Origin of the sequence: Mycobacterium adipatum (genome assembly GCF_001644575.1) — a bacterium.
Classification (GTDB): Bacteria; Actinomycetota; Actinomycetes; order Mycobacteriales; family Mycobacteriaceae; genus Mycobacterium; species Mycobacterium adipatum.
The window spans coordinates 361,812-375,786 of record NZ_CP015596.1; the positions used below are offsets into that span (position 1 = coordinate 361,812).

Annotated in this window: 14 protein-coding genes and 1 pseudogene; 3 read left to right on the plus strand and 12 right to left on the minus strand. The window is 66.4% G+C overall.

The features are described 5' to 3' along the window. Positions 1-69: 69 nt before the first annotated feature. Both A7U43_RS01630 and A7U43_RS01635 read left to right on the plus strand, forming a co-directional pair. The gene (locus A7U43_RS01630) at positions 70-1,191 is read left to right on the plus strand and encodes an L-talarate/galactarate dehydratase (protein WP_067990422.1); all 1,122 of its coding nucleotides are present in this window, start codon (positions 70-72) and stop codon (positions 1,189-1,191) included. Positions 1,192-1,198: 7 nt separating this feature from the next. Next, complete coding sequence (locus A7U43_RS01635; RefSeq protein WP_067990424.1) at positions 1,199-1,885, plus strand: FadR/GntR family transcriptional regulator; 687 nt, start codon at positions 1,199-1,201, stop codon at positions 1,883-1,885. Here the strand turns inward: A7U43_RS01635 and A7U43_RS01640 are convergent. The 8 genes from A7U43_RS01640 to A7U43_RS01675 form a co-directional block, all read right to left on the minus strand. Next, the gene (locus tag A7U43_RS01640; protein ID WP_067990428.1) at positions 1,882-3,396 is read right to left on the minus strand and encodes a tripartite tricarboxylate transporter permease; all 1,515 of its coding nucleotides are present in this window, start codon (positions 3,394-3,396) and stop codon (positions 1,882-1,884) included. The genes A7U43_RS01635 and A7U43_RS01640 overlap by 4 nt on opposite strands. Positions 3,397-3,412: 16 nt before the next feature. After that, positions 3,413-3,955 carry a tripartite tricarboxylate transporter TctB family protein gene (locus tag A7U43_RS01645; protein ID WP_067990431.1) on the minus strand — a complete coding sequence of 181 codons (543 nt, stop codon included), beginning with the start codon at positions 3,953-3,955 and terminating at the stop codon, positions 3,413-3,415. Further along, a complete protein-coding gene (locus A7U43_RS01650) occupies positions 3,955-4,968 on the minus strand; it encodes a tripartite tricarboxylate transporter substrate binding protein (RefSeq protein ID WP_067990434.1) in 1,014 nt (337 codons plus the stop codon). Before A7U43_RS01650 ends, A7U43_RS01645 begins: the two co-directional genes overlap by 1 nt. 137 nt (positions 4,969-5,105) lie before the next feature. Next, positions 5,106-6,818 (minus strand): acyl-CoA dehydrogenase, encoded by a 1,713-nt coding sequence (locus A7U43_RS01655; protein ID WP_067990437.1) that lies wholly within the window; start codon positions 6,816-6,818, stop codon positions 5,106-5,108. A 16-nt stretch (positions 6,819-6,834) separates the two neighbouring features. Beyond that, positions 6,835-8,076 carry a fatty acid desaturase family protein gene (locus tag A7U43_RS01660; RefSeq protein WP_067990440.1) on the minus strand — a complete coding sequence of 414 codons (1,242 nt, stop codon included), beginning with the start codon at positions 8,074-8,076 and terminating at the stop codon, positions 6,835-6,837. A 12-nt stretch (positions 8,077-8,088) separates the two neighbouring features. After that, positions 8,089-9,237 (minus strand): ferredoxin reductase, encoded by a 1,149-nt coding sequence (locus tag A7U43_RS01665; protein ID WP_082902351.1) that lies wholly within the window; start codon positions 9,235-9,237, stop codon positions 8,089-8,091. A gap of 105 nt (positions 9,238-9,342) precedes the next feature. Continuing rightward, positions 9,343-10,119, minus strand: coding sequence for an SDR family oxidoreductase (locus A7U43_RS01670; RefSeq protein WP_067990443.1), 777 nt, complete (start codon positions 10,117-10,119; stop codon positions 9,343-9,345). After that, the gene (locus A7U43_RS01675; protein WP_067990446.1) at positions 10,116-10,757 is read right to left on the minus strand and encodes a TetR/AcrR family transcriptional regulator; all 642 of its coding nucleotides are present in this window, start codon (positions 10,755-10,757) and stop codon (positions 10,116-10,118) included. Before A7U43_RS01675 ends, A7U43_RS01670 begins: the two co-directional genes overlap by 4 nt. A gap of 144 nt (positions 10,758-10,901) precedes the next feature. On the opposite strand from A7U43_RS01675, the gene A7U43_RS29520 reads away from it, so the two are divergent. Next, the gene (locus A7U43_RS29520) at positions 10,902-11,012 is read left to right on the plus strand and encodes a hypothetical protein (protein ID WP_019514171.1); all 111 of its coding nucleotides are present in this window, start codon (positions 10,902-10,904) and stop codon (positions 11,010-11,012) included. An 82-nt stretch (positions 11,013-11,094) separates the two neighbouring features. Here A7U43_RS29520 and A7U43_RS01680 read toward each other — a convergent pair whose 3' ends face one another. From A7U43_RS01680 to A7U43_RS01695, 4 genes and pseudogenes are all read right to left on the minus strand, one after another. Continuing rightward, the gene (locus A7U43_RS01680; RefSeq protein WP_067990449.1) at positions 11,095-11,874 is read right to left on the minus strand and encodes an ABC transporter ATP-binding protein; all 780 of its coding nucleotides are present in this window, start codon (positions 11,872-11,874) and stop codon (positions 11,095-11,097) included. After that, positions 11,858-12,574, minus strand: a pseudogene (locus tag A7U43_RS01685) (taurine ABC transporter substrate-binding protein); the annotation flags it as partial. The gene A7U43_RS01680 and the pseudogene A7U43_RS01685, both read right to left, overlap by 17 nt. Then, positions 12,540-13,169 carry a vitamin K epoxide reductase family protein gene (locus tag A7U43_RS01690; protein ID WP_067990452.1) on the minus strand — a complete coding sequence of 210 codons (630 nt, stop codon included), beginning with the start codon at positions 13,167-13,169 and terminating at the stop codon, positions 12,540-12,542. The gene A7U43_RS01690 and the pseudogene A7U43_RS01685, both read right to left, overlap by 35 nt. Next, positions 13,166-13,954, minus strand: a complete 789-nt coding sequence (locus tag A7U43_RS01695; RefSeq protein ID WP_047041144.1) for a DsbA family protein — start codon at positions 13,952-13,954, stop codon at positions 13,166-13,168. The genes A7U43_RS01690 and A7U43_RS01695 overlap by 4 nt, the downstream gene beginning before the upstream one ends. Positions 13,955-13,975: the final 21 nt, after the last annotated feature.

Genomic DNA, 13,975 nt, shown 5'->3' on the forward strand with positions numbered 1-13,975 from the left:
CACACGAGTCTTCTCCGGGTCGGCCATCACCGCCTTCCCAACTTGTATGATGAGTTGTAGACTTATCATATGACTGATGCGATCCGCCGACTCCGCCTGTCCCACGTCGTCCTGCCACTGCCCAGTCCGGTCAGTGACGCCAAGGTCCTCACCGGCCGCCAGAAGCCGCTGACGGAAACCGTGTTGCTGTTCGTCGAGGTCAGCACCGAGCAGGGGTTCGACGGTATGGGCTTCAGCTATTCCAAGCGGGCCGGCGGCCCGGCGCAGTACACCCACCTGGCCGAGATCGCCGACGTCGCCATCGGCCAGGATCCCTCCGACATCGATCGCATCTACCAGTCCCTGCTGTGGGCCGGCGCCTCGGTGGGACGCTCCGGTGTGGCCACCCAGGCCATCGCCGCCCTCGACGTCGCCCTGTGGGATCTCAAGGCTCGACGCGCCGGCCTCCCGTTGGCCAAACTCCTGGGCGCACACCGTGATTCGTGCCGGGTGTACAACACCTCCGGCGGGTTCCTGCAAGCCTCGGTCGACGAGATCAAGGAGAAGGCCACCGCCTCCCTGGAAGCCGGCATCGGCGGCATCAAGATCAAGGTGGGCCAGCCGGACTGGAAGACCGACCTGGACCGGGTCGCGGCGATCCGCGAGCACCTCGGCGACACCCCGTTCATGGTGGATGCCAACCAGCAGTGGGACCGGGCCCGGGCCCGCCGGATGTGCCGCGAACTCGAACAGCACGACCTGATCTGGATCGAGGAACCACTGGACGCGTGGGACGCGGCCGGCCATGCCGACCTGTCACGCGCCTTCGACACCCCGATCGCCACCGGCGAGATGCTCACCTCCGTCCCCGAACACATGGCGCTGATCGACGCCGGCTACCGCGGCATCGTGCAACCCGACGCCCCCCGCATCGGCGGCATCACCCCGTTCCTGCGCTTCGCCGCACTGGCCGCACATGCCGGGCTGGCCCTGGCCCCGCACTACGCCATGGAGATTCACCTGCATCTGGCCGCCGCCTACCCCACCGAGCCCTGGGTGGAGCACTTCGAATGGCTCAACCCACTGTTCGACGAGCGCATCGAGATCCGCGACGGCCGGATGTGGCTGCCCGAGCGCGCCGGGCTGGGTTTCACCCTCAGCGAGCAGATGCGCGCCTACACCAAGGAGAGCGCAACATTCGGTCGGCCATGATGTTGCGATGACGACGTCTCTGGCCCTGCGGGTGGTCGCCGGTCTGAAGGACAAGATCTTCACCGGCGATCTTCCACCGGGGCACAAGCTGCCCTCCGAGACCGAACTGGTCGAGGAGTTCGGGGTATCTCGTACCGTGGTGCGCGAGGCCGTCACCCGGTTACGCGCCGAGGGGTTTGTGGAGACTTTCCAGGGCCGCGGCTCATTCGTGCTGGCAGTACCCGAGTCGACGGCCTTCACCGTCGAGTCGGCTGCCATCCGCACCCATCACGACGTGCTGGACATGATCGACTTCCGGCTCGGCGTCGAATGCGAGGTTGCCGCGCTGGCGGCCGCGCGCAGCGATGGTCCGGCCCGCGACGCCGTTCGCGCCGCGCTCGACGAATTCAGCGCCGCCGCCCCGAGTGACGCGGTCGAGGCCGACTTCCGCTTCCACCGCGCGATCGCCGCCGCCAGCGGCAACCGGTTCTACGTGGAACTGCTCGATTCGCTGGGGCCGATGATGATCATGCTGCCGCGCACCAGACTGGGTTCGCAACATTCCATCACCGATGCCGCACACGCCGAACGCGTCCGCAGGGAGCACGACCAGGTCGCCACCGCCGTGCTCGCCGGCGACCCGGACCTGGCCCGGGCGGCCATGCGCGTGCATCTCGGCAACACCCGTCGCCGGCTCAACAGCGACAGCCCTTAGCGGGCAACCGTTTCCGGCTTCTCGACGTCGGCCGCCCGCCGCCGCCGTACATACTGGATCACCGGCAGCAGTGCCAGTAGCAAGAAGATCGCCAGGATGGCGCCCGAGATCGGCCGTGTGAAGAAGCCGGTCGGGTCGCCGTCGAAGATCAACAGCGAACGGCGCGTGCTCGACTCGATGATGCTGCCGAGGACGAACGCCAGCACCAGGGGCCCCGGATCGAAACCGGCCTTCTTCATCAGGTAGCCGACCACGCCGAACCCGAGCATCACGAAGATGTCGAAGGTCGAGTTGTTGATCGTGTACACACCGAGAATGGTGATGAGCGCCGTGATCGGCGCCAGTACCGCTGGCCTGACCCGCAGGATGCGAACAAACAGGCCGACCAGGGGAATCGACAGGATCAGCAGCAGGATGTTGCCGATGTACATCGAATTGATGACACCCCAGAACACATCGGGATGCTCGTCCACCAGCTGGGGTCCCGGCGAGATGCCAAGGATCAGCAGTGCTCCGAAGAGCATCGCCATCGACGCGTTGGCCGGCAGCCCGATGGTGAGCAGCGGGATGAACGACGAGGTGGCCGCGGCATTGTTGGCGCTCTCCGGCGCGGCGACCCCCTCGATGGCACCCCGCCCGAACCGCTCCGGGTTCTTCGCCCGCCGCTTCTCGGTGGCGTAGGCCACGATCGACGACAGCGTTGCGCCACCGCCGGGCAGCACGCCGAGCACGAAACCGATGAGCGACCCGCGCCCGATGGCGCCCGACGACTGTTTGAGGTCCTTGCGGGACGGCCAGACGTTGCCGACCTTTGCCGGTACGTGCACCTTCCCGTGCCGTTGCTCAAGGTTGTAGAGGATCTCCCCGACACCGAACAGGCCCATCGCCACGACCACGAAGTCGATACCGTCCGCCAGTTGCAGGCTGTCGAAGGTGAACCGCGAGGCGCCGCTGAAACTGTCCCGGCCCACGGTGGCCAGCAGCAGCCCGACGGCTCCGGCAATGAGGGCTTTGAGCCGGTTGCCACTGCCGATGGTCGCGACCAGCAGCACCCCGAGCAGGGCCAGCGCCGCGTACTCCGGTGGACCGAAATCGAGGGCGATCTCGGCCACCACCGGGGCCAGTAGCGTCAGTCCGATGATCGAAATCGTGGCGCCGACAAAGGATCCGATGGCCGCGATACCCAATGCGGTGCCTGCTTTGCCCTGTTTGGCCAGCGCGAAGCCGTCGAAGACGGTGACCACCGAGGACGCCTCTCCCGGCAGCCGCAGCAGGACCGAGGTGATCGTGCCGCCGTACTGGGCGCCGTAGTAGATGCCGGCCAGCATGATGATCGCGGCCACCGGGTCGATGGTGTAGGTGATCGGCAGCAGGATCGCGATGGTGGCCGCGGGGCCGAGGCCGGGCAGGACACCGATGATCATGCCGATCAGCACGCCCATCAGGCAGTACAACAGGTTCTGGGGTTCCGCCACCAGGGCGAACCCGGCCAGGAATGCGCTGAAGTCCATGTCTTTCCGGCTTCGCTCAGAGGGAGATCAGGTGCGGCAGCGGTATCCGCAGCCCGTAGATGAACAGAAGGTAGAACACGGCGGTGGTGACGACGCTGACGACCGCGGTGCTGCGCCAGGTCTCGCCGCCGAGGAACCGCAGCCAGATCACGCACAGCGCGACGGCGGGAATCTCGAAGCCGATCATCGGCATCAGCGCGCCGAAGGCAGCGAAGGTGGCGGCACCGGCGAGAACGAGAAGGCTGCTGCGGGTGAACTTCTCGGCGTCATCGAGCCGGCGCCCGACCACCAGCAGCAGCACCGACAACCCCGCGATGACCACGCTGAACACGAATGGCCACAGCCCGGGCCCGGGTTCGCGCAGCGAACCCAATCCATACCCGTAGGCCAGCACGGCACCGGCGGCACCGACCGCCAAGCCGGTCAGCGCACCCACCACCTGATATCCGGATCCGCCCCGCGGTGGGCGTTCCTCCTCCAGCTCCTGAGCGACTTCGGCCTCGATCTCGGCCAGCAGATCCCGGGTGTGCGGTGACTGCGGCTCACCGACCGCGGTCATCAGCCCGCGTCCCGCAGGCTGATCTGGTACTGGTCGATGAGCTCGGCGTAGCGCTGTTTGTCCGCATTGAGCTGGGTCAGCGCGTCTTCGCCGGGAATCTCCATCGGGGTGAGGCTGTTCTGCTCGTTGAACTTCCGGTAGTCCTCGGTGCCGAACGTCGCCTTCAGTCCCTCGACGAGCTTGTCCTTCACGTCCTGCGGGGTGCCCTTGGGAACCGTCATGAAGCGGTACTGGGTCACCTCGACATCGAGTCCCTGTTCCTTCGCGGTGGGCACATCGGGTAGGTAGCTGATCCTGTCCGGCCCGAACACCGCCAGCGGCAACAGCTTTCCGGACTGGATGTTCTCAATCGCCTCACCCACCTGGATGGAAGCCACCTCCACCTGGTTGCCGAGCACCGCGGCCAGGGCCGGAGCGCCACCGTCGAACGGCACCGCCTGCGACGGTACGTTTCCGGATTTGAACAACAGCGCGGCCGACAACTGGGCGCCGGTCCCGACACCGGTGGTGCCGTAGCGGACCGTGCGGCCGGCGTTGCGCATGTCCTCGATCGTCGTGAACCCGCTGGCCGGACTGGTCACCAGGACATAGTCGTCGCGGGATATCCCGTAGACCACGTCGAAATCGTCGATGTCGGTGACCTCGTCCGGGCTCACGGCGAGCGGGGTGATGGTGAACAACGATGCATTCTGGATGGCGATCGTCGAGCCGTCGGCGGGTGCGTTGGCCACCTCGGCGGCGGCCAGTGCACCGTTGGCGCCCTCCCGGTTGATGACGGGGAACGTGCCGCCGAGGTCGTCGCTGAGTCCCTTGGACACCGCGCGGCTGATCAGGTCACTGGACCCCCCGGCGGATGCGCCGACGTACATCTCGACGGTCCCCGAGGGCCAGCCGTCCCCGGAGCCACCGCCGGTGCTGGTCTGGACTCCGCCGCAGGCGGTGAGTGCCAGCGCGGTGGCCGCGGCGGCCGCGAAGGCGGTGCGGGAACGGAGGCGGGCTGCTGCGATCGCCATGAGCTACTCCTGTTGTGCAGGTCTCAAATGATCCGCCGATGTGGCGGCCATCACTTAACCTAGGAGTTCTCTCGATACCTGTCCCAGGCATAATTGGTATCGTTTGATGCTGCTATTGAATGGCTTTGGCTCGCGGGTCAGAACCAGCGCGCGTCCATCTCCAACGTGGTGCGATCCAGGCTTTCCAGCAGGTCGAGCTGCGCCGCGGTTTTGGGCAGTTCGTAGCGGAAGAAGAAGTGCGCCGCCTGCCGTTTGCCCGCGTAGAAGTCGCCGCCGCGGCCCCCGGTGGCCAGATACTGTTCCAGCCAGATCCACGCGATGACGACATGCCCGAACGCTTCGAGGTAGATCGCGCTGTTGGCCATCGCCGCTTCGACATCACCGGCGGCGAACATGTGCGCGGTGACGGCCATCAGTCGCCGCCAGGAGGCCTGCAATTGGGTGGCCAGCGGATCGTCGCCGGCGGCGGCGATGGTCTCGGAGATCCGCTCCGAGAGCGCCGTCAGGCTCGCACCGCCGTTCTGGGTGACCTTACGCCCCAGCAGGTCCAGACTCTGGATACCGTGCGTGCCTTCGTGGATGGGATTGAGCCGATTGTCCCGGTAGTGCTGCTCGACGTCGTACTCGCGGGTGTAGCCGTATCCACCGAGCACCTGGATGGCCAGGCTGTTGGCTTCCAGGCACCACTGCGAGGGCCAGCTCTTGGCGACCGGGGTCAAGATGTCGAGCAGTGCGGTGTTGCCTTCGTCGGTGAGCCGGGCACAGTACAGGGCCAGCCCGAGCGCCCCTTCCACATAGGCCTTCTGTGCCAACAGCATCCGCTTGACATCGGCGTGCGCGATGATCGGGACCTGCGGACTCGACGGATCCTTGACCAGCCGTCCCTGCGGGCGTTCTCTGGCATACGCCAGTGACTTGAGGTACCCGGTGTAGCCGAGCGCGACCGCACCCATGCCGACACCCAGGCGCGCCTCGTTCATCATGTGGAACATGTAGACCAGACCGCGGTGCGGTTCACCGACGAGGTAGCCGACCGCGCCGTCGAAGTTCAGCACCGTGTTGGTGATACCGCGTTGGCCCATCTTGTGATTGAGCCCGGAGATGGCCACCGCGTTGCGGGATCCGACCGAGCCGTCCGCACTGACCAGGAACTTGGGCACGATGAACAGCGAGATGCCCTTGGTGCCCGCCGGTCCGCCGGGAATCTTGGCCAGCACCAGGTTGACGATGTTCTCCGAGAGCTCGTGCTCGGCACCGGAGATCCACATCTTGGTACCGAACACCCGGTAGCTGCCGTCCTCCTGGAGTTCGGCGCGGGTGGTGATATCGGCCAGCGAGGATCCCGCCTGGGTTTCCGACAGTGCCATGGTGCCCGTGAACCGACCCTCCAACATGGGCGTCACGTACGTCTCGATCTGTTCGGGACTGCCGAACTCCGCGATCAAGTTGGCGTTCGCGATGGTCAGCATCAGATATCCGGAGGTACTGGTGTTGGCCGCCGCGATCCAGGCGAAGCCGGCCTGCGCGACGGTCACCGGCAGTTGTGCGCCACCGAGTTCGGCATCGAAACTCATGCCGAGCAGATCTGCCTTGGCGAAGGCCTCCAAGGCCTGCTTCACTTCCGGGATCACCGTGACGGTGGTGCCGTCGAACCGCGGCTCGTGGGCGTCGCTGAGCTTGTTGTGCGGAGCGAAGTACCGCTCGGCCAATTGCTCGCACAGGTCCAGCACACCGTCGAAGGTCTCCCGGGAATGCTCGGCGAACCGCGGCCGGGCCGTCAGCTCTTCCACGTCAAGCCACTCGTAGAGCAGGAAATCCAGGTCGCGGCGGGAGAGGATGGTCGACGTCATGTCGCCAGGCTAGCCCTTATGAGGCGGCGGCGATTTGGTCGTTTTCCATCTCGCGGATCGCGGTGCGCAGCCCCCGCCGCTTGCCGGTGCGGGGATCCACGCCGAAGGTGTCGCGGACGCCACCACGAATCCGGAACTTCAGCTCCGAGTTGGTTTCGGGCGCGTTGTCGGCGGTCGCCTTGAGGAAACGGTTGGGCAGCGCCAGCTTCGCGATGGTCCAGAATGACTGGCTGTACTGCCGCAGCAGGGGACCGGTGGTGTAGGGCAGATCGTATTTGTCACACAGGGCCTGCACCCGCTGCGAGATCTCGGCGTATCGGTTACTCGGCAGATCCGGGAACAGGTGGTGCTCGATCTGGTAGCACAGGTTTCCGCTCATGAAGGCCATGATCGGTCCGGCGTGGAAGTTCGCCGAGCCCAGCATCTGGCGCAGGTACCACTCGGCCGGGGTCTCCCGCTCAAACTCCTCCTTGGTGAATTTCTCTGCGCCGTCGGGAAAGTGGCCGCAGAAGATCACCATGTAGGACCAGTAGTTGCGGATGAGGTTGGCCACCGCGTTGGCACCCAGGGTGTGTTTCCAGTTGCGCCCGGACAGCGCCGGGAAGACGATGTAGTCCTTGCCGACCTGCTTGCCGACCTTGCGCCCGATGATCCGCAGGTCCTTGCGGACCTCGGCCATCGACTTCTCCCCCTTGCGCCACTTGGTCGTCTCGACACCGTGCAGCGCCACACCCCACTCGAACAGGGTGCCCAGCAGCAGGTTGTAGATCGGATTACCGATCATCCACCCCTCCCATTTCTGGTCGCGGGTGAGCCGCATGATGCCGTAGCCGATGTCGTCGTCGAGATCGAGGACGTTGGTGTACTTGTGGTGGATGTAGTTGTGCGACTTCTTCCAGTGCACCGTGGGCGAGGTGGTGTCCCACTCCCATTCCGTCGAGTGGATCTCGGGATCGTTCATCCAGTCCCATTGACCGTGGGTGATGTTGTGCCCGAGCTCCATGTTCTCGATGATCTTCGCCGCGGCGAGCATCCCGGTCCCGGCGGCCCAGGCAAACTTGTTGCGGCTGTTGAACAATGCGATACGCCCGCCGGCGGCGAGCGCCCGCTGCAATTGGATGGCCCGGCGGATGTAGCGCGCATCCCGCTCGCCGCGGGACTCCTCGATGTCGGTTCTGATCGCGTCCAGTTCGCGCCCCAGCTCCTCGACGTCGGCCGCGGTCAGGTGGGCATATTCTTTGAGATCGGTGATGGCCATGCTCGGAATCTCCTAGACGTTGATGGTGCAGTCGCCGGACGCCGCCGACACACAGGTCTGAATCCGGTCGCCCGCACCGTGTTCGGTGCCGGACCGGAAGTCGCGCACGTGCCCCGATTCCAGGGGCAGCACGCAGGTCTGGCAGATGCCCATCCGGCAGCCGAAGGGCATCTGGATGCCGACCTTCTCACCGGCCTCCAGCAGTGAGGTGGCGCCGTCGACCTCGACGGTCTTGTCCGACAATGCGAAGGTCACGGTGCCGCCCTCACCCCCCTTGTCGGTCCGATCGATGACGAAACGTTCCATGTGCAGCCGGTTTTCGGGCAACCCGGCCTCGGCCCAGACCTTCTCGATCGTGTCGAGCATCGCCGGGGGCCCGCAGGCCCATGTCGGCCGCTCCTGCCAGTCCGCGGCGATCTCGTGCAAACTGTCGAAGTCCAGATGGCCCGCATCATCGGTCAGGTGCAGGTGCAGCCGGTAACCTTCGCGGCTCTGGTGCAGTTCCTGCAGTTCGTCGTGGAAGATCACGTCATCGGCGCTCGGGGCCGAATGGATGTGCACGATGTCGGTGATTGCCTGCCTGCCGTTCTCGCTGCGTGCAGCGATCGACCGGAGCATGGCCATCACCGGGGTGATACCGCTGCCCGCGGTCACGAAAAGTACCTTGGCCGGCGGCGGATCCGGCATGGCGAAATCCCCCTTGGGTGCCGCCAAGCGAACAATCGTTCCGGTTTTCACCCCGTTCACCAGGTGGCTGGACAGAAACCCCTCAGGAGTGGCCTTGACGGTGATGGAGATGAGCTTGTCGTCCCGCTTGGGCACCGAGGTCAGTGAGTACGACCGCCAGTGCCAACGACCGTCGATCCGCAGGCCGATCCCGACGTACTGACCGGGCTGATAGTCGGCGGTGAAACCCCACCCCGGCCGGATCGTCACCGTGGCGGTGTCCTCGGTCTCTTTCCGCACGTCGATGACCTCGCCGCGCAGTTCGCGGGCCGTCCACAGCGGATTGAGCAACTTGAGGTAATCGTCGGGCAGCAGCGGTGTCGTCGCACGCGCGAGCAGCCCGCGGACAAGGTTGACCTTCGGCGTGGTCGCCGTGGGGATGTCCCGGGCCGGCTTGACGCTCCAACGGGTGAGGCCACGCAGGTTCACGACCATCGCGCACCTGCCGGCTGTGCAGGAATCATCATGGTATTCGGTGAACACATGTGCACCCGATTACCCGCATGTGTCGGCGTTCACACCTGCCCTCGTCGAGCAATTTCAGCGAATGACGCTGACGCCTCCGTCGACCGGGATGACGGCCCCCGTGACATAACTACTCGCGCGGCTCGCGAGGAAGACGGCGATACCGGCCATATCGTCGGGCCGCCCCACCCGACCCAGCGGCAGAGCCGCACCCACCGCCTCCTCACCGGCGGTGAGCAGCACCTTGGTCATCCGGGACGGAAAGAGCCCGGGTGCGATCGCGTTGACCAGGATCCGCGGCGCCAACTCCCCCGCGAGATGCTGCGTGAGGGTGTGCACCGCAGCCTTGCTGGCGGCGTAGGAGAAGTTGTTGCGACCGCGCTCGGGCACATGGAAACCGTCGACACTGCCGGTGTTGACGACACGGGCCGGATCATCGTCGGTGGCAGCCGCCGTGAGCAGCGGCACCAAGGCGCGGGTCAACAGGAAAACACCCTTGACGTTGACGTCGAAAACACGATCGAAACCGGACTCGGGGAAGGTGTCGAAGGGTTCGCCCCAATTTGCGCCGGCATTGTTGAACAGGACATGGACGGCTTCCTCCTTGGCCGTCAGCGCATCGGCGAGCGCCTGCACGCCCGGGGCCGTCCCCAGGTCGGCCGGGATGCCTTCGACCGCGCCCAGCGCTGACAACTCCGCCACCGCGGCGTCCAGTTCCGCTTCCTTGCGGGCCGCCAGATACACCTTCGCCGCGCCCGCCTGCAAGAGGCCACGGGCGATCATCACGCCGATACCGCGGCCACCACCGGTGACCACGGCGACCTTGCCGTCGAGGCCGAACAGGTCGGTCACTTCTGGGCACCGCCGAGTGGCTCCTGGATGCGGACGGCCTCATCCCGGATCAGCCCCCGCAGCAATGCCGTGCTGAATTCGACGGCGATCTCCTGGGCGGTGCGCCGTCCGTGCGGCCGCAGCCAACGGTAGGCGCCGAGTGTCATCCCGATATAGCCCAGCGCCAGCACATGGGAGTCGCAGTCATAGAACTCTCCGCTGGCGATGCCGCGGTCGATGACATCGCGGACGTGTTCGTAGACGGTGGATTCGGCCTGGCGGATGTAGGCAACCTGCTCTTCGGTGAACCACTCCGAAATGTAGGGACCCTCCTGGAAATAGACGGCGGCGGCCTCCAGGTCGTGGGCGATACCGGTGAGCAAGCGCCTGGTGAAGTGGTAGATCGTCTCCCGGGCGGTCGCGGTGGGATCGTCGTGCAGGGCGTCGACGGTGAAATCGGCGGTGCGCTTGTAGATGTCCCAGAGGATCAGCGACTTGCTGGCGTAGTAGTGGTAGACGGTGGCCTTGTTGAGGCCGACCGCGTCGGCGACATCGTCCATCCGGGTGCCGTGATACCCGCGAGCGGCGAACAGCTTGGCGGCGACCGCCAGCAACTCGTCGCGCCGGGACGATCCGTTGGTTGCGGACTCGGTGGACATGGTGACTCGCTATCTGCAGACCGGGGTGGGCCCGGGTGTACCAATCAACTGGTTGGCCAGTTTAGGCATTGGAGTGGTTTCGCTGTCCGGGGATCACCCATTGGGACTAGACTTCGGCGAAACAGGCTTGCTGCGGAGGCGACTATGGATCCTAATCCCGATTACGACATCAGCGATGAGGGCGAGTTCTTCTTCAGCTGGCTGGCCTGGGGTCTGCGCGGCGTCTACCCGCCGCCGGCCTACCCCCCGGTCTGAGCCGTTCGACACGAAAGCACCCGGCACGCCACGGCGTAACGGGTGCTTTTCTGCGTGTCCGGGCAGTCAAGCGGCGCTCACATCAGGCGGCGGCCGCTTTCACCGCGTCGCTGACCTCGTTGCGCAGCCTCAGAAACTCCGGTGAGCGCCGCAGCTCGTCGGCCTCGATCCCGGAGCGCGGCAGATCCGAGGGCAGGTCGAGCGCGATCGTGCCGGGCCGCCGGGTCAACACCACGATTCGCGATCCGAGGAACGCCGCCTCGTCGGCACTGTGCGTGACGAACACCGTGGTGCGCCCCGACTCGGCGCTGACCTGCCGGACATCGTCCTGCAGCCGTTCGCGGGTCAGCGCGTCCAGGGCCGCGAACGGCTCGTCGAGCAGGAACAGCGGAGTCTCCGCCGCCAGCGCCCGGGCGATCGCGACGCGCTGCTGCTGCCCGCCGCTGATCTCCCAGATCCTGCGGTCGGCGGTCCCCTCCAGCCCGACGCGCGCCAGGATCGCCGCTCGGCGCTGCGGCCTCAGCTCGCGGGGAACCTTCGCATACTTGAGCGCCAGGTCGACGTTGCCGCCGACGGTGCGCCAGGGGAACAGCCGCGGCTGCTGGAACACCACACCCGAGGTGACACCGGGTGTGGGGGAGGCACCCTCGACGCGCACCTCGCCCGCGGTGGGTTCCTCGAAGCCGGCGATCAACCTCAGCAACGTGCTCTTCCCACAGCCCGACGCGCCGACCAACACCAGGAACGCACCCGGCTGGACATCGAGATCGACCGGACCCAACGCGGTGACGTCGCCGTAGCGGTGCGCGACGTTCGCGATCCGCAGCCCACCCCTGCTCGCGACGTCACTGCTGGAGGGCATCGGGAAGACCCTTGGTGTAGATGGCGTCCTGGAACGTCTGAAGCGGCGCCGCCTCCGGGATCTGCTGCTGCTCGGCGAGGAACTCTGAGGCGCTCTGCAGATTGGCGGCGATGTTGCCCGGTTTGCCGTCCGAGCCCAGCCACTCCGCAGACACGACCTCCGCCGGTGTCAGGTACACACCCTGTTTGAGTTGTCCGGCAAGGTCTTCCGGCGTCAGGCCGACTTCGGCGGCGATCGCCTTCGCGGCGGCGTCCGGGTCGCCGGAGATGACGTCGAGGGCACGGGCCTGCTGCCGGCGCCAGATGTCGACGACCTCGGGGTGTTCGTCCGCGAACTCCGTGCGCACCGCGCCCAGGTCCAGCGTCGGCTTGCCGTCGGCGGCCAGCTGACGGCTGGTGATCAGATCCTTACCGGTCTTGCGCAGATCGTCCAGGGTCGGCAGCCAGCTGTAGGCGGCGTCGATGTCACCGCGCTCCCAGGCCGCCAGGATCGCTTGGGGCTGCAGGTCGATCAGCTGAACATCGCTGGGGGACAATCCGTTCTGCGACAGCGCGGCGAGCAGACTGTAGTGCGCGGTCGATGCGAACGGGGTGGCGATCCGCTTGCCACGCAACTCGGCGATGGTGTTGACGTTCGCATCGTTGCGCACCACCAGGGCCTCGTTGTCACCGGCGACATCGAGCACGAACGCCACCTTGTAGGCACAACAGGATCACCGCGGTGAACCACAGCGCCACGATCGACCAGCGCCAGGTGTGCAGCCCGCGCAGCACGGCGTTGCCGCGCTGCGGCTGCACCGCGATCGTCGTCACCACGACCAGCAGCGGGATGGTCATCGACCACACCACCATGCAGTACAGGCACAGCGCGCCGATGGTGAACACGCTCTGGTAGATCAGCCAGTGCACGAACACCGTGCCCAGCAGCGTGCCGACCGCCAGCCCGGCCCAGTACCAGCGGGGCAGCTGAACCCGGGCCACCGCGAGCACCCCGGTCACCAGCACGACGGTGAACGACACGATGCCGATCAGCGAGTTCGGGAAACCGAACACGGCGGCCTGCGGGGTGACCATCACCGAACCGCAGGACAGCACCGGGTTGAGGCTGCACGTCGGCACGTAGGCCGGGTTCTTGAGCAGCTCGACCTTCTCGATGGTCAGCGCCAGCGCCGACGAGAGGCCCACCACGCCGGCGATCAGGACCCACAGCGCGCTCAGCCTCCCGACGTGCACCCCACCGTGCTCGGGGCTGTCCGGCTCGGCCGGGGACACCTCCCCTGGCGCGCTCACGCTCATGGAGCGGGAGCGGGAGCGGGCGCCGGGGTCGTCGGATCCGGATTCGGCGGCGGCGCACCGGCGTCGAGCACGGGCAGGTCACCGACGATGCTCCTGATCTCGTCGATCAGCGCGTCGGGGGTCGTCGGCTTGTAGTCCTTGCCGTTGATGCGGATGGTCGGGGTGGCCTTGACCTCGGTCGCCTTGGCCATGCCCTTGACCATGTCGTCGTAGCGGCCCTTCTCGATGCAGTTCGGGACGTCGCCGACGACGCCGGCCTGGCGCGCCACCTCGGTCAGCCGGGCCTCGTCCGGGAACGGGCCGACGCCCTCGGGCGGCTGCTGGGCGTACAGCGCGGCGTGGAAGCGGCGGAACGCCTCGGTGTCGGCTTCGGCCACGCAGTAGGCGGCGTTCGCGGCGCGGGTCGAGTACCCCTGGCCGGCCCGGTCCAGGATCGAGACCATGTAGTAGTCGGCCGCCACGGCGCCGCTGTCGATCAGCCGGTTGATCGTCGGGCCGAAGGCCTTCTCGAAGTTGCCGCACGCCGGGCACAGGAAGTCCTCGTAGAGCGACAGCACGGCCTTGGGCTCGCCGTCGTCACCGGTGATGACGTCGCTGGACGCCACCCGGATCGGCTTGGCCTCACCCTCGCCGGGCTTGTCCTCCTTGGTCATGACGATGTAGAGCACCAGCGCGACGGCGAAGATCACGACGATCGCGGTCAACCCGATCTGTACGGCCAGATTGCGTTTCTTGTCGGCCGCCTTCAGGTCGTACTTCGGGGTCTTCTTCGGTTTCGAGGCCACGGGGACAAGCGTACCGGCGGC

Coding starts and splice junctions, on each gene's coding strand:
- A7U43_RS01640 (WP_067990428.1), bottom strand. CDS start 3,396: ATGGACTTCAGCGCATTCCTGGCCGGGTTCGCCCTGGTGGCGGAACCC.
- A7U43_RS29520 (WP_019514171.1), top strand. CDS start 10,902: ATGGATCCTAATCCCGATTACGACATCAGCGATGAGGGCGAGTTCTTC.
- A7U43_RS01675 (WP_067990446.1), bottom strand. CDS start 10,757: ATGTCCACCGAGTCCGCAACCAACGGATCGTCCCGGCGCGACGAGTTG.
- A7U43_RS01680 (WP_067990449.1), bottom strand. CDS start 11,874: ATGCCCTCCAGCAGTGACGTCGCGAGCAGGGGTGGGCTGCGGATCGCG.
- A7U43_RS01660 (WP_067990440.1), bottom strand. CDS start 8,076: ATGGCCATCACCGATCTCAAAGAATATGCCCACCTGACCGCGGCCGAC.
- A7U43_RS01630 (WP_067990422.1), top strand. CDS start 70: ATGACTGATGCGATCCGCCGACTCCGCCTGTCCCACGTCGTCCTGCCA.
- A7U43_RS01645 (WP_067990431.1), bottom strand. CDS start 3,955: ATGACCGCGGTCGGTGAGCCGCAGTCACCGCACACCCGGGATCTGCTG.
- A7U43_RS01665 (WP_082902351.1), bottom strand. CDS start 9,237: ATGGTCGTGAACCTGCGTGGCCTCACCCGTTGGAGCGTCAAGCCGGCC.
- A7U43_RS01690 (WP_067990452.1), bottom strand. CDS start 13,169: ATGAGCGTGAGCGCGCCAGGGGAGGTGTCCCCGGCCGAGCCGGACAGC.
- A7U43_RS01650 (WP_067990434.1), bottom strand. CDS start 4,968: ATGGCGATCGCAGCAGCCCGCCTCCGTTCCCGCACCGCCTTCGCGGCC.
- A7U43_RS01635 (WP_067990424.1), top strand. CDS start 1,199: ATGACGACGTCTCTGGCCCTGCGGGTGGTCGCCGGTCTGAAGGACAAG.
- A7U43_RS01655 (WP_067990437.1), bottom strand. CDS start 6,818: ATGACGTCGACCATCCTCTCCCGCCGCGACCTGGATTTCCTGCTCTAC.